The organism is Janthinobacterium sp. 75 (assembly GCF_004365495.1).
Taxonomy (GTDB): domain Bacteria; phylum Pseudomonadota; class Gammaproteobacteria; order Burkholderiales; family Burkholderiaceae_D; genus Janthinobacterium.
In genome coordinates this window covers 3,797,557-3,814,173 of sequence record NZ_SORD01000001.1, presented here as the reverse complement: position 1 = coordinate 3,814,173, position 16,617 = coordinate 3,797,557, and the positions used below count along the sequence as shown (strand labels likewise).

Genomic DNA, 16,617 nt, shown 5'->3' with positions numbered 1-16,617 from the left:
GCTACAGTGTTATTCTATTCTCAAGTGAAACCAACGATGCCCACGTCCCTGCCATCCTCCCTGATCGCCACCGCCCTGCTCGCCTCCGTCCACGGCGCCGTCGCCGCCCCCATGAGCCTGGACGACTACCTGGCGCTGAACGGTTCCCCGCCGACCGTGCAGATCGCGTACGGCCCCGCGCCGTCGCAATACGCCCAGCTATTCCGACCCGAAGGCAACGGACCGTTCCCCGTCGTCGTGCTCGTGCATGGCGGCTGCTGGACGGTGGCCTTCGGCGGCATCCAGCAAATGCGCAACGTGGCCGGTGCCCTGGTAGCGCAAGGCATCGCCGTGTGGAATGTGGAGTACCGCCGGGTCGACGAACCGGGCGGCGGCTATCCGGGCACGTATGAAGACATGCACGCGGCGCTGGACAGCCTGCAGCAGCACGCGCCCCAGTACCAGCTGGACGTGAACCGCATCGTGGCCATGGGCCATTCGGCAGGTGGCCAGCTGGTGCAATGGATTGCCGGGCGAGAAAAACTGCCGAAGAGCAGCCCTCTGTACCGCGACAAATATCTGCCAATAAAAAACATTGTCAGCCTGGGCGGCCTGGCCGACCTGCGCCACGAACGAGACTTGATCAAGACCAGCTGCGAGCGCGACATCGCGCAACTGGCAGGCAGCGCCAGCACTGAGCGCCCCGATATCTACAGCGACACCAATGCGGCCGACCTGATGCCCAACGGCAGCCGCACCGTGCTGGCCACGGGAGAGCTCGACACCATTTCCCCGCCCAGAGTCGCACACGACTATGCGGACAAGGCAAGGCAAGCGGGCGACCATGCGGAAGTGCTGATCCTGCCCGGCGCCAGCCATTACGACGAGATTGCGGCCACGTCAAATGCGTGGAAGATGATGTTGCCGGTGATTCGGGGCATGTTGGGGATGGAGGCGAAATGAAGCACCTCATCGTCTTCACCGTGCTTGCCGCGTCTTCCGCCTTGGCCTTCGCCGACGATAAGCAGTCGCTCGAAAGCGGCTTGCTGCATGCCATGCAGCTAAAGAAAGGCACGTCCGAGCGCACGGGCACGTCCGGACAGGCCATCCGCGCCTATCAGCAAGCCGGCCTGGTCAGCAAGACACCCCGCCAGCGCTTCGACTACACCGACTACTACCTGCTGGAAAAGCCAGTGCCCTTCATGGGCCACGAACTGGTGCTGATCGAAGAAGAATACCGCAGCAAATACATAGGCTGCTGCGTCAGCCCCGGCGTCGGGATCACGGTGAAAGTCCATGGCAGCATCAAGAATCTGCAACAGTTCGCCCGCGCCAGCCGCTGCACCCTGACCGACCATGTTGATTTTGCACATGCACTGCGCGAAGTGGCGATCAAGAACAAGGTGCCCAAGGCGCACTATGCGTCCCTGAGCTGCCGCGAGCGCGATGCCGAGCGCGATGAATCATGACGTATCCCCGCGCGGCAAGCCTGCTGGTACAGATAGCGCACTAAGTCGACGACCACTTTATTGGCGTAATCGCCTGCGTGCTGATCGATGCGGATGGCAAGCGGCATGCATGCACAGAGAAAGTGCCCGTGGTCAGTGCCGATAATCTTTTTGTGATGGATACGCAAATCCTCGATAGGTGATGACGGACGACTATCGTCTGCGCAGTCAGGCAGTCGACGTGACAATGCGTGACTTTTCCTGCTGACTAATTCGTTATGCTCATTGCCGCAGCCGGACGCTACCGGCCAAACGAGGTCATTGCCAAATTCTTGCGCTTGGAGTGTCAACCTGCTGCCTCCTTTAAGAGATTCAGCAGTGTCTATTAAATAGTGGCGATTCAGCTCGCACCAGTTAGGGAAAATATGAAAAAAACAGTTCCACATTTTGTCAGTGTTGGTTTGGGAGTTGCGACTGGAACCTTGCTTTACACTCGCTTCCTTGGGGAAGCGCATGAATTCGATTGGGGACGTGCAGCCTTTGTCGGTATATTTTGCGCAACAATCGCTTTTATCTGGCCATCAAAAAAGAATTAAGTTCAAACCGCACTTCGCTGGAAAGACCAACGATACGCTTCAGGGCGGTTCCAGCCAAGGACGGCCAGCGGCCAGACACAGCCATTCGCCCGAATGTGACAATGAGTGAGTTTTTCCTTTCGGAAATTTGTTACTCTCTATTGCTGTTCGTAAGCACGAACTCCAAAGCATGACGTGACGGTATCGCATGACGTCTACGTGTTTGTAAAAAATAGCAATGTCATTAATCGAGGCTCTGAATGTATATTGTCGCTCCCCTATTCTTTGTCACAGGTGCTGCCCTGCTCGCTGTCGGTTTCAGGAAAAACAATCGAAAACTACTCACCTTCGCAGCTTGTCTGTGGCTAGTCTCCGGTGCATGGGACGATTTCTCTGAAGGTTTTACAGATGGCGTGAACAACAACGCCCCGGCCGTGTCATCTTCGCATACGCCATAGTATCCCCAAGCAGGCGATCTGACTTGCCTGCAGTCCGTTTGCGGCCAGGAGCGTAGGTAGAGGGGCGAAATGAGAATTGCCAATATGCCATGCTCATGGCATAAGCCAAGGAATTTCCCCACAAGCTCCAAGTTTCAATGGACAAGCAACGGATAAACATATGTTTTCTAACGTTAGTCATATATTTGATCGAAATACATATGCCGAGCTGAATCAAATCGTAAATAAGAAATAAGAAATAAGAAATAAGAAATATGGTTAGATCATGAAAACAAAATTCGCTCTCTTTTTTCTTTTAAACATGTTCGCGTTTCCTGCCACGGCTCAGTGGAAGGCTACGACAAAGCAAGAATGCACCAAAAGGTGTATCGTATCAGACGCTGAAAGTCCAAGAAAAACAGCGTTTAAAGAAAAACTGAGGAAAATTCACGAAAAGAAAAAAATAGAGCAAGATGACGATAAACTTCAAAAATTGCTAAAGGAGGAAGAGCAAGAGATCGAAAACCATAAGGATAACGTTCAAAAGATATGTACCGCTATCTGCAAAGGCAATCCTGCGGACAACTAAGTATCTCGTCACTCATTGCTCGTTGCTCGTTGCTATTTCTTGTACAAGCAGGCACTCCTCAAGCGCCGACTGGCAACGACAGCAAGAACACCCACCGCAGCTCCATCCAAGGCACCCCAGGCCCGCGACTCTGGCCAGCGCTTCAATAAAAAGCCCTACTGAACCCGCGCCAGGTACTGGGCCAGCTGGCCAAACGTCGCCGTGAACCCCTGCTTCATCGACTCAAACCCCTGCTTGAAAGTCTCATGCTGCTCATCCGTCGCCTTGTGCGGCGTTGACCTTAACGTCATCGTCGTCTTGCCGTTTTCCTCGGTCAGGGTCATGATATTGAACGATTCCAGCGGCCACGTGGCGCTGACCGGGTGCTGTACGGGGTTGCCTTGCTTGTCGGCGAATGACAGGATGGAGACAATCTTTTCCGGCGCCTCGATCTGCTGGTAGGTGAACTTGCCCCACATTTCGTAGCCATTGTCGGCGCGCATGCCGTAGTGGAAAATGCCGCCCGGCTGCACGTCCAGCGCCAGCACGCTCAATTCGAAGCCGACAGGTCCCCACCACTGAGCCAGGCGCTCCGGCTCCACCCACGACTGGAACACCAGCTCGCGAGGCGCGTCGAAAGTTTGCGTAATGACAAAGTCGCTGCTGTCGCGGTGCTGGCCGTCCTGCTTCTGTTCTGCGGTGGTCATGGCGGTCTCCTGAGGGTGATGGACTGCCACTAATGTAGCAGCGGTGCCGATAAACGGGAAGGCCTGCACGCCTGTCAAACCGGCATGCTAAAATATTAGTTAGACACCTAACCATTAGACCACTTACCTTATGATTTCTATCGAAGAGCGCTTTTCCGCCGCGCTCCACAAGACGGCACGCGGCTGGCGCCATGCCATCGACCGGCGCCTGAAGGACCTGGATCTGGGGCAAGCGAGCTGGATGGCCATCGCCATGATCGCCAAGTCGCCGCAGCCGCCTTCGCAAAGCGAGCTGGCCCATCAGCTGGGCGTGGAAAACCCCACCATGGTGTCGATGCTGGACCGGCTCGTGAAATCGGGCTTCGTGCAGCGCCAGCCATCGGAAACGGACCGCAGGGTCAAGCTGGTGGTGCTGACGGAAGCAGGCATGCAGGTCTATGAAACCGTGCGCAAGGAAGCGGACGGTTTCCGCAAGGAGTTGTTGCAGGGAATTGATCCCGATCAACTGCGGGCCGCCACCGAACTGCTCGAAGCGCTGCAAGCGGCGACGGAGAAGTCTGTATGAGTTCGGCCACTGCCAGCGCCACGCCGGCGCTGCCCGCTGCACAGGACCCCACCCTGAACCGGCGCATGATCACGATGTCGATCATGCTCGCCACCATCATCCAGGCGCTAGACGGTACCATCGCCAACGTCGCCCTTCCCCACATGCAGGGCAGCCTTTCCGCCTCGCAAGACCAGATCACCTGGGTGCTGACCTCTTTTATCGTTGCCGCCGCCATCGCCACGCCCCTGACGGGCTGGCTGTGCGACCGCTACGGACAGAAGAACACCTTTCTCGTCTCCGTGGCCGGCTTTACGCTCGCTTCCGTGCTGTGCGGCCTGTCCGGCACCCTCTCCGAGATCGTCGCCGCGCGCCTGCTGCAGGGCGTGTTCGGCGCGGCGCTGGTGCCGCTGTCGCAGGCGGTCTTGCTCGACATCAATCCGCGCGAAAAGCACGGCTCGGCCATGGCCATCTGGGGCATGGGCGTGATGATCGGCCCCATCCTGGGACCGACGCTGGGCGGCTGGCTGACGGACAGCTACAGCTGGCGCTGGGTCTTCTTCATCAACATCCCCATCGGCGCCATGGCCTTCTACGGCATCTGGCGCTACATCCGCAAGGACCCACCGAAGGGCCGCATGCATTTCGACATGTTCGGCTTTGCCACCTTGAGCCTGTCGATCGGGGCACTGCAGATGCTGCTGGACCGGGGCGAGCAGAACGACTGGTTTTCTTCCACGGAAACGTGGATCGAAGCCATCGTGCTGGCCATGAGCTTGTGTTACTTCATTGCCCACACGGCCTTGCGCCCGGCCGGCAAGTCCTTCCTCGACTACCGGCTGTTGAAAAACTCGAACTATGTGAGCGGCCTGCTGTTCATCTTCATCGTCGGCATGGTGCTGTTCGCCACCCGTGCGCTGACGCCATCGATGCTGCAAGGCTTGATGAATTACCCGGCGGCGATTGCCGGCATGGTGACGGCGCCCAGCGGGCTGGGCACGATGCTGGCGATGCTGATCGTCGGCAAGCTGACGGGCAAGATCGATACGCGCATCCTGCTGGGCGTGGGCTTTTCGATTACGGCGTTTTCGCTGTGGCAGATGGCCAACTTCACGCTGGACCTGGTGCCCAAGACCGTCGTGTGGAGCGGCATCATCCAGGGCATAGGCCTGGGCCTCGTGTTCGTGCCCCTGAGCGCAGCCACGTTTGCCACGCTATCGCCCGAGATGCGGGCGGAGGGCACGGCGATATACAGCCTGGTGCGCAATATCGGCAGCAGCATCGGCATCGCCCTCGTGCAAACCTTGTTGGTGCGCAATACGCAGATCGCCCATGCGTCCCTGACGGAACACATCACTATCGCCAACCCGGCCCTGCACGACCCCGGCATTGCCCAGGTGTTCGACCTGGGCAGCAGCACTGGCATGGCGGCCCTGAATGGCGAAATCACGCGGCAAGCGTCGATGATCGCCTACCTTGACGACTTCTGGCTGATGATGTGGCTGACTATCCTCGTGCTGCCGCTCTTGCTCCTGATCAAACCACCGAAAAAGAATGCGCCAGTCGTGGTCGACCACGCGGCCATGGAATAAACCTCATGCCCACACCGATGAAACTCTCCCTCTCCCTGAGCGTATTGGCCCTCAGCGTATCGCTGGCCCTGGCCGGCTGCGCCAGCATCCCGCCCGACACGCAACAGCTGCCGCAACAAGACCTGGCCAAAGTGCAATTGGCGGCCGACATCCACCTTGCCAGCGAAGGCTGGCCCGCCGCCCAGTGGTGGCGCCAGTTCCAGGACGAGCAGCTGAACCAGCTGATTGAAAACGCCCTGTCCGCCAGCCCCAGCCTGGAGGTGGCGAATGCCCGCATCGGCTCGGCCCTGTCCGCATTCGATGCGCAACATGCGCAGCGTGGCCCCAGCATAGATGCCAGCGCGAACGCCAACCGCCAGCGCTATTCGGGCAATGGCCTGATGCCCGCCCCCATCGGCGGCAATTACTACAACGAGGTGACGGTGGGCGTGCAAGCCCATTACGACCTCGACTGGTGGGGCAAGCACAAGGCGCAGATCGCCGCCAGCCTGGGCGAAGTCAACGCGCGCCGCGCCGAATACGCGATGGCGGAACAGATGCTGGCGGCCGAGATCGCCCGCCACTACTTCAGCATGCAAAATGGCTGGGCGCGCATGGACAACCTGCATGCGCTGGTCCAACTGCAGCAGCAACTGGTCGTAGACAAGGAAAAGCGCATCGCCAACGGCCTGGGCGTCAGCGATGACCATTTGTCCGCGCAAACACGCTTGAGCTTGCTGCAACAGCAAATCGCCCTGTTGGAAACACAGATCGTCACGGAACGGGAAGCCTTGCGCGCCCTGCTCGGCGCCGACAGCACGGCGCTGACCAGCCTGCAGCCGAAGCAGGCACAGGCGCTGCCGCATGCCCTGCCCGGCAAGCTGGGCATGGAATTGCTGGCGCGCCGACCCGACTTGCAGGCGGCGCGCTGGAGAGTACAGGCGGCCATGAGCAAGATCGAAGCGGCACAGGCGTCGTTCTACCCCGATATCGACCTGGGTGCATCGTTCGGCCTGGATGCCATCAAGCTGGGCAAGCTGCTGCAGTCGGGTAGCCGCACCCTGTTCATCGGCCCAGCTTTGTCGCTGCCCCTGTTCGACAGTGGCCGCCTGCAGGCGCAGCTCGGTGGCGCGCGCAGCGAACGCAAGGAACTGATCGCCGATTACAACCAGAACGTCTTCAATGTGGTGCGCGACGTGGCGCAGGCCGGTGCCAAGGTACAGGGCGTGGAAAACCAGCTGCGCCTGCAGCAGGAAAACCTGCGCGCCAGCGTAGCGCAGTTGCGCAATGCCAATGCCCGGCTGAAACAGGGATTGGCCGATCGCGCCACGCAACTGAATGCGGAAATGACCGTGCGCGGCCAGGTGGACCTGGGCATGCAGCTGCAAAACCAGCGCCAGGACGCAGAAATCAGCCTGACCGTGGCGCTGGGCGGCGGCTACCGGGGCAGCAGCGACTTTGCCACCACGACGACTAAACAATAACAATCGACTACGGAACACATCATGAGCAGCGATACCACAGCAAGCACCACCCCCACCGAACAGCCGGGCAAGCGCAAGGCCGTCCTCATCGCCATCACGGCCGCCTTTGTCGTGGCTGGCGCAGCCTGGGCTGTCTACTATCAGCTGGTGCTGGCCAAGGAGGAAGTCACGGACAACGCCTACGTGGGCGGCAATATGGTCACCCTGTCCGCGCAAGTGACGGGCAATGTCGATGCCATCCGCGCCGACGAGACGCAGATGGTGACGGCGGGCGCGCCCCTGATCACCCTGAACGCCATCGATGCGAACCTGGCCCTGAGCCAGGCCGAGGCGCGATTGGCTAATGTCGTGCGCCAGGAGCGCGAGCGCTATGCGAACGTGGCGCAGTACGACGCCGTTATCGAGCAGCGCCGCCTGGCGCTAGCCACGGCCCGGGGCAACCTGGCGCGCCGCGCGCCGCTGGCGGCGGACAACACGATCTCGGGCGAAGACCTGGCCCATGCGAAGCAGGCCGTCGATGATGCAAAAGCCGCCTTGACGGTGGCACAGCGCCAGGCCGAGTCGGCCAAAGCGGGCGTGGCCGGCGTGCACCTGGCCAGCCATCCGGCCGTGCTGTCGGCCCGGGGCGACGTGCTGCAGGCGTGGCTGGCCGTGCGCCGCAACGCCGTGGTCGCGCCTGTCTCGGGCTATGTGGCCAAGCGCAGCGTGCAGCTGGGGTCGCACGTGACGCCGGGCACGCCGCTGATGTCCATCGTGCCGCTGGACCAGTTATGGGTCGATGCGAACTTCAAGGAATCCGAATTGCGCAATATCCGCGTGGGCCAGGCGGCGACCATCGAAACGGATTTGTATGGCAGCAAGGTGGTCTACCACGGCAAGGTGCTGGGCATGTCGGCCGGCACGGGCAGCGCTTTTTCGCTGTTGCCGGCGCAAAACGCCACGGGCAACTGGATCAAGGTAGTGCAGCGTGTGCCCGTGCGCATCACCCTGGACCCGAAGGAGCTGGCCGCCCACCCGCTGCGCATCGGCCTGTCGACCACGGTGACGGTCGATACCAGCCATGGCGAAGGGGCGACCCTGGACCAGCCGATGGTGGCGTCCACCGTCTACACGACCAGGGCGCTGAGCCAGCCCGTGGACGAGGCGGAGAAAATGGCCGATGCCATCATTGCGCAAAACTCGGCTAACTGACACCTATTTCGCCTTCCCCGCCGCAGCCACCTGGTCCAATACATGCTTGGGCACGGCGGCATAGTGCTTGAATTCCATGGTGTAGGTGGCGCGGCCCTGGGTCAGCGAACGCAGGGTGGTGGAATAGCCGAACATTTCCGCCAGCGGCACCAGGGCCTTGACAATACGCCCCGCGCCGCCGGGGATGTCGTCGACGCCCTGCACCATGCCGCGGCGGGCCGTCAGGTCGCCCATGACGTTGCCCATGAACTCTTCCGGCGTTTCCGCCTCCACCTGCATCATCGGTTCCAGCAGCACGGGCGACGCTTTGCGCATGCCGTCCTTGAAGGCGATGGAGCCGGCCATGCGGAAGGCATTCTCATTCGAATCGACGTCGTGGTAGGAGCCGAAGGTCAAGGTAGCCTTCACGTCGACGACCGGATAGCCGGCCAGCACGCCGGCCTTTAACGTTTCGGCGATGCCCTTGTCGACGGCGGGGATGAATTCGCGCGGCACCACACCGCCCTTGATGGCGTCGACGAACTGGTAGCCCGTGCCAGGCGGCAAAGGTTCAAGTTTCAGCACCACGTGGCCGTACTGGCCCCGTCCGCCTGACTGCTTGACGAACTTGCCCTCGATATCTTCCACCGTGCGCGTAATGGTTTCCCGGTATGCCACCTGCGGCTTGCCGACATTGGCTTCCACGCCGAATTCGCGCCGCATGCGGTCGACTAAAATTTCCAGGTGCAATTCGCCCATGCCCGACATGATGGTCTGGCCGGATTCCTCGTCCGTGTGCACCTTGAACGACGGATCTTCCTGCGCCAGGCGGTTCAGGGCGATGCCCATCTTTTCCTGGTCAGGCTTGGTCTTTGGTTCGACCGCCTGGGAAATCACGGGTTCCGGAAAAATCATCTTCTCCAGGACGATGATATGGTCGATGGCGCACAGGGTGTCGCCCGTAGTGACAGCTTTCAGCCCCACGGCGGCGGCGATGTCGCCCGCATACACTTCCTTGATTTCCTTGCGTTCGTTCGCATGCATCTGCAAGATGCGCCCCAGGCGCTCGCGCGCGCTCTTGGTGGGGTTGTAGACCATATCGCCGGAGTTCACCACGCCCGAATACACGCGGAAGAACGTCAACTGCCCCACGAAGGGGTCTGTCATGATTTTAAAGGCGAGCGCGGCAAAGTGCTCCTCATCCGTCGGGTGGCGCTCCACTTCGTTGTCGTGCTCGTCGTGGCCCATGATGGGCGGCACTTCCATGGGCGACGGCAGGTATTCGATGACGGCATCGAGCATCGCCTGCACGCCCTTGTTCTTGAAGGCGCTGCCGCACAGCATGGGCACGATTTCGTTGCGGATGGTGCGCGCGCGCAAGGCTTGCTTGAGTTCGGCTTCCGTAAACGTGTCGCCATTCAGATAGCGTTCCGTCATGTCGAGGCTGGCCTCGGCCGCGTGTTCGACCATGTGCTCGTGCCACTCCTGCGCCTGCGCCAGCAGCTCGGCGGGAATCTCGCCATAGCTGAACTGCACGCCCTGGCTGGCCTCGTCCCAGGTGATGGCGCGCATTTTCAGCAGGTCGATCACGCCCGTGAAATGGTCTTCGGCGCCGATGGGCAGCTGGATGGGCACGGCCACGCCTTTCAGGCGCTCGGCAATCTGCTTGCGCACGCGCAAGAAATCCGCGCCCACCCTGTCCATCTTGTTGATGAAGGCGATGCGCGGCACATGGTATTTATTGGCTTGCCGCCACACGGTCTCGGACTGGGGCTGCACGCCGCCGACGGCGTCGTAGACCATCACGGCGCCGTCGAGCACGCGCATCGAGCGTTCCACTTCAATCGTGAAATCCACGTGGCCCGGTGTGTCGATGATGTTGATGCGGTGTTCGGGGAAGTTGCCGGCCATGCCTTTCCAGAAGGCCGTAGTGGCGGCCGAGGTAATGGTGATGCCCCGTTCCTGCTCCTGCTCCATCCAGTCCATGGTGGCGGCGCCATTGTGCACTTCGCCGATCTTGTGGTTGACCCCCGTATAAAACAGGATGCGCTCGGTGGTGGTGGTCTTGCCGGCGTCGATATGGGCGCTGATGCCGATGTTGCGGTAGCGCTCGATAGGTGTCTTGCGGGTCATCACAATCTCCATGGCTAGCCCCGGCACGACTGTGTTTGCGCCGGTTTTCCAGTGTAGCAGACATCGATTTGCAGGGCGGCCCGCAACCATTTTTTGGCGTGCGTACAACACTAACACACACGCGCACGCGCGTTGTACAGGACAAACAGGAGATTCCGCTATACTTTCAACTTTATTAATCCAACAAAGATTAATCAAAATCAAGACGCACGGTGATACATCGTGCAAGGCGACGCCGCTGGCATGCCAGCTCAGGTGCGCACCGAATGACATGCCCTACTCAGCCTATGACTATCCGACTAAGAAAAATAATCCTCTCCTCCCTGCTGGCGTCGCCAGCGCTGGCCATGGCCGGCGAACTGGAACAGCAAATGCAGCGTTGCGCCGTGCTTGGTGACGCCAGCGCCCGCCTGGGCTGCTTCGACACCCTGGCCAAGGCGGCGGAAAAGGCCACCATTGCCGCCGGCGGTGATCCCGCCATCGCGGCCGTCACCCTGGCTGCCGCTGCCGAGGTCGCTCCGTTCACGCCCGTCAGCCCGCCTGGCGTAGCCACGCCGGACGCCGTCAACGCCGCCATTCCCGCCATCGCGCAAGCTGGCGCGGCGCCGCCGGAAGCGCCGATTTCGCGCACGCAGCAATCCTGGGAGCTCAATGACGCTTCGAAACGCGGCCTGTTCAACTTCCGCCCGCACCGCGACACCTATCTGCTGCTGGCCAATTACAGCGATGCATCCAACGACGAACCGTTCCAGGATTTCACGCCAGGCGGCGTCAAGAGCCAGCACGTGGAATTGACATTCCAGCTGAGTTTCAAGATGAAGCTGCTGGAAGACATAGCTGGCACGCCCATCGACATGTGGTTCGGCTACACGCAGCAAAGTTTCTGGCAAGCGTATAACCGCAAGGCATCAAGCCCCTTCCGCGAGACCAATTACCAGCCGGAACTGATGCTGATCTTGCCGATCAACAAGAATTTCGCGGGACTGGAATTCAATTACCTGAACTTCGGCCTGGTGCACCAGTCGAATGGCCAGACCTCGACCCTGTCGCGCAGCTGGAACCGCGTGTATGCCGAGCTGGGCGTGGAAAAAGACAACCTGGCCGTCACGACGCGCGTCTGGCACCGCCTCGACAATGGCAAGACCGACAATGACAATATCGACATTACCGATTACATGGGGCATGGCGACTTGCGCGTGAGCTACCGCAACAAGGGCCATGAGTATGCCGTGACGGCCCGCCGCAATTTCAGCAAGAAGCATGGCTCCATGCAGGCCAGCTGGGCTTTCCCATTGAAAGCCAACCTGAAAGGCTATCTGCAACTGTTCTCCGGCTATGGCCAGAGCTTGATCGACTACAACTATTCGCAGAAATCGATCGGCGCCGGTTTCATGGTCGACCTGTAAGCAAGACAGTGATACAAACAAAAATGGCGCCGAGGGCGCCATTTTTTATGGGAAATTCAGTTTAGTGCCGCCCGCCGCCCAGCACGCGGGCCGGCAGCATGACGATGGCGCGCAGCAATTCGAACACGCCTTCCACGCCGATGCCGATCAGGCGCAATGGCAGCAACAGCAGCCATGCCAGCGGGTACAGCACGAGTGCCAGCAAGGCCAAGGGCCAGCACACCAGCAAGAGCAGCAGCCACAGCACAAATCCCAGCATCGCGTTCCCCTCGAATGAAATGTGCGGAGCAAGCCGTGCTTGCCCCGCTACCGTGACAGCACTATAGTAAAGCTCCGCCGCGACGGCAACGGCCATGCGATGAACTGCAGGATGCGGGGATGGACTGAGTAAAAACAGGAATGAACGGTAGCTGGCGATGATCTTATTGGCCGACGCAAATCACTTTCGTGATGTACTCATGCGCGTTCGGCTTCTTGCTGGTGGCCCATTTGATGGCCTGCTTGGCCTCGTCGATGGTCATGACGGTGGCCTTTTCCTTCGACTTGATGAAGGACACGCCTTCAAACACGCCTTCCTTGCTGCGCATTACCTTGGCAAACACGGGTGGCTTGGTCTCGCCATCGCTGATTTTGTTCTGTTGCACGAGGTAACGCTGATCGATCTGTTCCATGATAATAAAGCTGTCCAGTGGTAAAGGACGAAATATACCCTGAATGGACAAACGCCGCAGGACGAAATGCCTGCGGCCTTGCCTTTAAATTAATGCAAATCAGGCATAGACAGCGTTCTGTGTCACTGGCTGCAGGTTCACATCATAGATTACCTGCGCGCGCATCGACGCTTCCAGCGAGGGTATCGAGCCGCCGGCGCGGTACTGGAAGCTCACTTGCAGCACGTCGCCCGCCTTCACGGCCAGCGGCGTGGCCAGCGGCAAGCACATGTAGTGGTTCAGCCAGTCGATGGTGGTCGAGCGCTCGGGCACCACGGCCAGGATGTTCTTGGTGACGAAACGCAAGGCGTTCAGTGTGCCGCTGCGTTCGACGACGAACTTGCCATCAAAGCCGAACACGCTGTCCGTCGGCTGGCTGAAGTCGATGATGCTGTACACGGACGGCGGCGCCAGTTCCTGCACACCCGGATGGATGGCCGTGGTTTCCTGGAATTGCACGATGGGCGCATAAAAACCCTCGAAATCGTATTCCTGCTGCATCGGCTGCACGGCCATGATGACGGCTTCGGGCAGGAAGATGGGCAGCGGGCCGCCAAAACGGGCCAGGTAGCGGCGCTTGAATGATTCGATCACTTCCACTTGCTTTTCGCGCAGCATGCCCACGTGTATCATTTCGCAGATGACAATGTCGACGGGTTCGGGCGGCAGATATTCGAAGGCGTCCGCGTGGACAACTTCCACTTTTTCACCGTTGGGATTGAGCGCCAGCATCTTGCGCGCTTCCTTGACCATGTCCGGATTGAACTCCACGCACCACACCTTGTCAGCGCGCGCAGCCGCAAACCACGACAGCACGCCCGTGCCGCCACCCAGTTCCAGCACCTTCATGCCGGGCTTCACCGCGTAATCGATCGCCGACTTGAACCCGTGCATGCGGTTCTGGTCCATCAACATATTGTGGTGGTAATGGACGGGGATAAATTGCCCCAGGTAACAACTCTCGATTTCTCGTTCATTCAGCATGTCTGTCCTCTTGGAGTCTGGCTCCGATGGCCGATCGGTTTTGTCATTCCAGAAAGCAGTGATATCGCACGGGCTGCGCGAGGGGCGGCGACAATACAGCCGGCGCCTGACGGTGATGTGATGGCCCATGCGACGATCTCCTGATTAATGCGACAGGATCATTATCGTTAATTGGCCGGGGGAACAAAGCGCTGAGGTGAGAGGCATTTCCATGCCAGTTTCAGCGCTGGCATGGAAAATATGACTAGAAAGATCACTTACGGGAGGCGCGCGCCTTCTGTGCCGCTTCGATGATGGCCACCACGCCGGGCTTGTCGCCCGCCTGGGCGAACTGCGCGGCCGTCCAGCCATGGTCGCTTTTCAGGCTGGCGTCCGCGCCCCAGGACAGCAGCAGCTTGACGGCACCTTCCTGCCCTTCGCGGGCGGCGAACATCAGCGGCGTGACGTTGGCAGGGGCGCGCGCATCGACCACGGCATCACGGTCCAGAAAAATCTTCATGATGGGCAAGTCGCCCGCCGAGGCCGCATAGTGGAGCGCCGTCCAGCCGCTCTGGTTGACCTTGGCGCCCTTGGCCAGCAAGGCTTGCACGGCGTCCAGCTTGTGCTTGTAGGCGGCCATCATCAGCGCCGTGTTGCCATTGGCCGAGCGCGCTTCGATGTCGATGCCCGGCGTGTCGAGCAGCAGCTTGAATACCTTGTCCGCATCGTCGCGCAAGGCCAGCACGAGGGGAATGTCACCCCGCTGCGTATCAGGCTGGTTCGGATTCATGCCTTCGTCCAGCATGCTGCGCACGCCGCTCGCGTTGTTGACGGACACGGCACGGAAGAAAGTGTCCGGTTCCGGCGCCGCCTGGCTGGCGGTGGCACAGCAGAGCAGCATCGCCAGGGCGAGTTTTTTCATCATGTCTAACCTTAAGAAGTTATGGCAACTGATTGAATAACTTGAAGAAATTATCCGTCGTCTGGCGCGCCACCTGCTCCAGGGGGATGCCTTTCAGGGTCGACAGATATTCGGCCACGTGGGCCACATAGCCGGGCTCATTCATGCGGCCGCGGAACGGTACGGGCGCCAGATACGGCGAATCCGTCTCGATCAGTATGCGTTCGAGCGGCACGTCCAAAGCCACGGCTTGCAAATCCTTCGCGCTCTTGAACGTGACGATGCCGGAAAACGAAATATAGAAACCCATGTCTATGGCGGCGCGAGCCACTTCCAGCGACTCCGTAAAGCAATGCATGACGCCGGCCACGCCGCCATCGGATATGCCCGCGCCCTCTTCGCGCATGATGCGTATCGTGTCTGCACTGGCCGCCCGTGTGTGAATAATCAAGGGCTTACGGGTGATTCTTGAAGCTTTGATGTGCGTACGAAAACGCTCGCGCTGCCATTCCAGGTCGCCCGTCAGGCGAAAATAGTCGAGACCCGTCTCGCCGATGGCGATGATCTTCGGGTGGTCGGCCAGGCGCACCAGGTCTTCCACGGACGGTTCAGGCGTGTCCTCGTAGTCGGGATGCACGCCGACGGATGCGAAAATATGCGGATACTGCTCGGCCAGGGCCAGCACCTGTGGGAAGTCCGGCAAGTCGACGGACACGCACAGGGCGTGCGTCACCTTGTTCTCGGCCATCTTGGCGAGGATCTCGGGCATGCGAGCAGCCAGCTCGGGGAAATTGATATGGCAATGGGAATCGATATACATAAGGCGGGATTGTACCGGAGGGAGCAAAAAATGGCAGGGGAACAGCGCCGTCATCCCCTGCCATGGTGGTGCGGATGCTTACAGCTTCGAGGCAGGATGTTCCGCCAGCGGAACGAAGTGGCCGGTCGACTCGTCGAGCGCGTCAAGGGAACCGTTCTCGATGTCGTACACCCAGCCGTGCAGGGTCAGCCTGTTTTGCGCCATGGCGAGCGCCACCGAGGGATGGGTGCGCAGGTTATTGAGTTGCGCGACCACATTGGCGCGCACCATGCCGTCGATGCGCGACTGTTCCGTCGGATGCTCGACCGACTCGTTGATCATGCGCGCCGCATCGGCATGGTGCAGCCAGCTGCGCACGGCCGGCATATGGTCCAGGCAGGCACAGGTGGCAATCGCCTTCATCGCACCGCAATCGGAATGGCCGCAAATAACGATGTCGCTCACGTTCAAGGCGGACACGGCAAATTCCACCGTGGCGCTCACGCCACCCGGTTCGGGGCCGTACGAGGGCACGATGTTGCCCGCGTTGCGAATCACGAAGAGCTCGCCTGGTTCGCGCTGCGTTACCAGTTCCGGCACCATGCGGCTGTCTGAGCAGGAAATGAACAGGGCCTTGGGGGTTTGTCCCGTGGCCAGCGTCTTGAACAACTCGCGGCGCTCGGGAAAAACCTCTTTTTGAAAGCGTAGAAATCCAGCAATAATGTCGCGCATAAATAAATAAAATGGTTGGCTGAGACGATATTATCGCTGATCTGGCGCCTGAGTTCCCTATTGCCCCTCGGGTGGCTGCCACAGCTCCACCTTGTTACCCTCGGGATCAATGACCCAGCCGAACTGGCCGTATTGCGAGTCGGGCGCCTTGTCCAGCACCGTACAGCCCTCGTCGCGCAGCGCTTGCAGCAGCGCATCGAGGTCATCGACCCGGTAATTGATCATGAAGCCAGCCTTGCCCGGCGCGAATTGCTCGCTGTCCTGTGCCGCCACGGACCAGATGGTGGTGCCACCCGTGGGCTGGCCATTAGCATCCGTCCAGGTGAAGGCGGCCCCGCCCCAAGGCTGCACATCCAGGCCCAGGTGGCGCTGGTACCAGGCGCGCAGCGCGGCCGGGTCTTGCGCGAGGAAGAAGATGCCGCCGATGCCAGTGACGCGTTTCATGCACGCCTCCATTGCTGTCCAGTGCCTTGACTGTATCACCGCGGGG

General features: G+C 60.1%; 18 protein-coding genes. 9 read left to right on the top strand and 9 right to left on the bottom strand.

Going from position 1 to position 16,617, the window contains the following annotated elements; genetic code table 11:
• The first annotated feature begins 36 nt into the window (after positions 1-36).
• The 4 genes from C8C89_RS17410 to C8C89_RS17400 all read left to right on the top strand — a co-directional run bounded on the left by C8C89_RS17410 (position 37) and on the right by C8C89_RS17400 (position 3,028).
• Positions 37-942 (top strand): alpha/beta hydrolase, encoded by a 906-nt coding sequence (locus C8C89_RS17410; protein ID WP_133991355.1) that lies wholly within the window; start codon positions 37-39, stop codon positions 940-942.
• A complete protein-coding gene (locus tag C8C89_RS17405; protein WP_101481360.1) occupies positions 939-1,448 on the top strand; it encodes a hypothetical protein in 510 nt (169 codons plus the stop codon). Before C8C89_RS17410 ends, C8C89_RS17405 begins: the two co-directional genes overlap by 4 nt.
• Before the next feature lie 404 nt (positions 1,449-1,852).
• Positions 1,853-2,023 carry a hypothetical protein gene (locus C8C89_RS27045; RefSeq protein ID WP_166674779.1) on the top strand — a complete coding sequence of 57 codons (171 nt, stop codon included), beginning with the start codon at positions 1,853-1,855 and terminating at the stop codon, positions 2,021-2,023.
• Positions 2,024-2,725: 702 nt separating this feature from the next.
• Positions 2,726-3,028: a hypothetical protein gene (locus C8C89_RS17400; protein WP_133991352.1), complete on the top strand. Its 303-nt coding sequence runs from the start codon at positions 2,726-2,728 to the stop codon at positions 3,026-3,028.
• A gap of 155 nt (positions 3,029-3,183) precedes the next feature.
• On the opposite strand, the gene C8C89_RS17395 is transcribed toward C8C89_RS17400, so the two are convergent.
• Positions 3,184-3,714 carry an SRPBCC domain-containing protein gene (locus C8C89_RS17395; RefSeq protein ID WP_101481362.1) on the bottom strand — a complete coding sequence of 177 codons (531 nt, stop codon included), beginning with the start codon at positions 3,712-3,714 and terminating at the stop codon, positions 3,184-3,186.
• Between the two features lie 130 nt (positions 3,715-3,844).
• On the opposite strand from C8C89_RS17395, the gene C8C89_RS17390 reads away from it, so the two are divergent.
• From C8C89_RS17390 to C8C89_RS17375, 4 genes are read left to right on the top strand one after another with little or no spacing between them, the layout of a single operon-like run.
• The gene (locus C8C89_RS17390) at positions 3,845-4,279 is read left to right on the top strand and encodes a MarR family transcriptional regulator (RefSeq protein ID WP_101481363.1); all 435 of its coding nucleotides are present in this window, start codon (positions 3,845-3,847) and stop codon (positions 4,277-4,279) included.
• Positions 4,276-5,850: a DHA2 family efflux MFS transporter permease subunit gene (locus C8C89_RS17385; protein WP_133991350.1), complete on the top strand. Its 1,575-nt coding sequence runs from the start codon at positions 4,276-4,278 to the stop codon at positions 5,848-5,850. Before C8C89_RS17390 ends, C8C89_RS17385 begins: the two co-directional genes overlap by 4 nt.
• A gap of 5 nt (positions 5,851-5,855) precedes the next feature.
• Positions 5,856-7,313 (top strand): efflux transporter outer membrane subunit, encoded by a 1,458-nt coding sequence (locus C8C89_RS17380; protein WP_243858058.1) that lies wholly within the window; start codon positions 5,856-5,858, stop codon positions 7,311-7,313.
• Positions 7,314-7,334: 21 nt separating this feature from the next.
• The gene (locus C8C89_RS17375; RefSeq protein ID WP_101481366.1) at positions 7,335-8,504 is read left to right on the top strand and encodes an HlyD family efflux transporter periplasmic adaptor subunit; all 1,170 of its coding nucleotides are present in this window, start codon (positions 7,335-7,337) and stop codon (positions 8,502-8,504) included.
• Positions 8,505-8,507: 3 nt separating this feature from the next.
• On the opposite strand, the gene fusA is transcribed toward C8C89_RS17375, so the two are convergent.
• Positions 8,508-10,616, bottom strand: coding sequence for an elongation factor G (gene fusA, locus C8C89_RS17370; protein WP_101484551.1), 2,109 nt, complete (start codon positions 10,614-10,616; stop codon positions 8,508-8,510).
• 287 nt (positions 10,617-10,903) lie between these two features.
• Between fusA and C8C89_RS17365 the strand changes: the two genes are divergently transcribed.
• Positions 10,904-12,022, top strand: coding sequence for a phospholipase A (locus C8C89_RS17365; protein ID WP_243858057.1), 1,119 nt, complete (start codon positions 10,904-10,906; stop codon positions 12,020-12,022).
• A gap of 61 nt (positions 12,023-12,083) precedes the next feature.
• Here C8C89_RS17365 and C8C89_RS17360 read toward each other — a convergent pair whose 3' ends face one another.
• The 7 genes from C8C89_RS17360 to C8C89_RS17330 form a co-directional block, all read right to left on the bottom strand.
• Positions 12,084-12,281, bottom strand: a complete 198-nt coding sequence (locus C8C89_RS17360) for a hypothetical protein (protein ID WP_101481368.1) — start codon at positions 12,279-12,281, stop codon at positions 12,084-12,086.
• A 163-nt stretch (positions 12,282-12,444) separates the two neighbouring features.
• Positions 12,445-12,693: a hypothetical protein gene (locus C8C89_RS17355; protein ID WP_101481369.1), complete on the bottom strand. Its 249-nt coding sequence runs from the start codon at positions 12,691-12,693 to the stop codon at positions 12,445-12,447.
• 99 nt (positions 12,694-12,792) lie between these two features.
• Positions 12,793-13,716: a methyltransferase domain-containing protein gene (locus tag C8C89_RS17350; RefSeq protein ID WP_133991348.1), complete on the bottom strand. Its 924-nt coding sequence runs from the start codon at positions 13,714-13,716 to the stop codon at positions 12,793-12,795.
• A gap of 253 nt (positions 13,717-13,969) precedes the next feature.
• A complete protein-coding gene (locus C8C89_RS17345) occupies positions 13,970-14,620 on the bottom strand; it encodes an ankyrin repeat domain-containing protein (RefSeq protein ID WP_133991346.1) in 651 nt (216 codons plus the stop codon).
• A 16-nt stretch (positions 14,621-14,636) separates the two neighbouring features.
• Positions 14,637-15,416 (bottom strand): TatD family hydrolase, encoded by a 780-nt coding sequence (locus C8C89_RS17340; RefSeq protein WP_133991344.1) that lies wholly within the window; start codon positions 15,414-15,416, stop codon positions 14,637-14,639.
• Positions 15,417-15,494: 78 nt separating this feature from the next.
• Positions 15,495-16,127 (bottom strand): carbonic anhydrase, encoded by a 633-nt coding sequence (locus C8C89_RS17335; RefSeq protein WP_101481372.1) that lies wholly within the window; start codon positions 16,125-16,127, stop codon positions 15,495-15,497.
• 57 nt (positions 16,128-16,184) lie between these two features.
• Positions 16,185-16,571, bottom strand: coding sequence for a VOC family protein (locus C8C89_RS17330; RefSeq protein ID WP_133991342.1), 387 nt, complete (start codon positions 16,569-16,571; stop codon positions 16,185-16,187).
• Between the last annotated feature and the right edge of the window lie 46 nt (positions 16,572-16,617).

What these genes read in the sequence shown, in the direction of transcription:
- C8C89_RS17410 (WP_133991355.1), top strand. Translation starts at nt 37, where the DNA reads ATGCCCACGTCCCTGCCATCCTCCCTGATCGCCACCGCCCTGCTCGCC.
- C8C89_RS17405 (WP_101481360.1), top strand. Translation starts at nt 939, where the DNA reads ATGAAGCACCTCATCGTCTTCACCGTGCTTGCCGCGTCTTCCGCCTTG.
- C8C89_RS27045 (WP_166674779.1), top strand. Translation starts at nt 1,853, where the DNA reads ATGAAAAAAACAGTTCCACATTTTGTCAGTGTTGGTTTGGGAGTTGCG.
- C8C89_RS17400 (WP_133991352.1), top strand. Translation starts at nt 2,726, where the DNA reads ATGAAAACAAAATTCGCTCTCTTTTTTCTTTTAAACATGTTCGCGTTT.
- C8C89_RS17395 (WP_101481362.1), bottom strand. Translation starts at nt 3,714, where the DNA reads ATGACCACCGCAGAACAGAAGCAGGACGGCCAGCACCGCGACAGCAGC.
- C8C89_RS17390 (WP_101481363.1), top strand. Translation starts at nt 3,845, where the DNA reads ATGATTTCTATCGAAGAGCGCTTTTCCGCCGCGCTCCACAAGACGGCA.
- C8C89_RS17385 (WP_133991350.1), top strand. Translation starts at nt 4,276, where the DNA reads ATGAGTTCGGCCACTGCCAGCGCCACGCCGGCGCTGCCCGCTGCACAG.
- C8C89_RS17380 (WP_243858058.1), top strand. Translation starts at nt 5,856, where the DNA reads ATGCCCACACCGATGAAACTCTCCCTCTCCCTGAGCGTATTGGCCCTC.
- C8C89_RS17375 (WP_101481366.1), top strand. Translation starts at nt 7,335, where the DNA reads ATGAGCAGCGATACCACAGCAAGCACCACCCCCACCGAACAGCCGGGC.
- fusA (WP_101484551.1), bottom strand. Translation starts at nt 10,616, where the DNA reads ATGACCCGCAAGACACCTATCGAGCGCTACCGCAACATCGGCATCAGC.
- C8C89_RS17365 (WP_243858057.1), top strand. Translation starts at nt 10,904, where the DNA reads ATGACTATCCGACTAAGAAAAATAATCCTCTCCTCCCTGCTGGCGTCG.
- C8C89_RS17360 (WP_101481368.1), bottom strand. Translation starts at nt 12,281, where the DNA reads ATGCTGGGATTTGTGCTGTGGCTGCTGCTCTTGCTGGTGTGCTGGCCC.
- C8C89_RS17355 (WP_101481369.1), bottom strand. Translation starts at nt 12,693, where the DNA reads ATGGAACAGATCGATCAGCGTTACCTCGTGCAACAGAACAAAATCAGC.
- C8C89_RS17350 (WP_133991348.1), bottom strand. Translation starts at nt 13,716, where the DNA reads ATGCTGAATGAACGAGAAATCGAGAGTTGTTACCTGGGGCAATTTATC.
- C8C89_RS17345 (WP_133991346.1), bottom strand. Translation starts at nt 14,620, where the DNA reads ATGATGAAAAAACTCGCCCTGGCGATGCTGCTCTGCTGTGCCACCGCC.
- C8C89_RS17340 (WP_133991344.1), bottom strand. Translation starts at nt 15,416, where the DNA reads ATGTATATCGATTCCCATTGCCATATCAATTTCCCCGAGCTGGCTGCT.
- C8C89_RS17335 (WP_101481372.1), bottom strand. Translation starts at nt 16,127, where the DNA reads ATGCGCGACATTATTGCTGGATTTCTACGCTTTCAAAAAGAGGTTTTT.
- C8C89_RS17330 (WP_133991342.1), bottom strand. Translation starts at nt 16,571, where the DNA reads ATGAAACGCGTCACTGGCATCGGCGGCATCTTCTTCCTCGCGCAAGAC.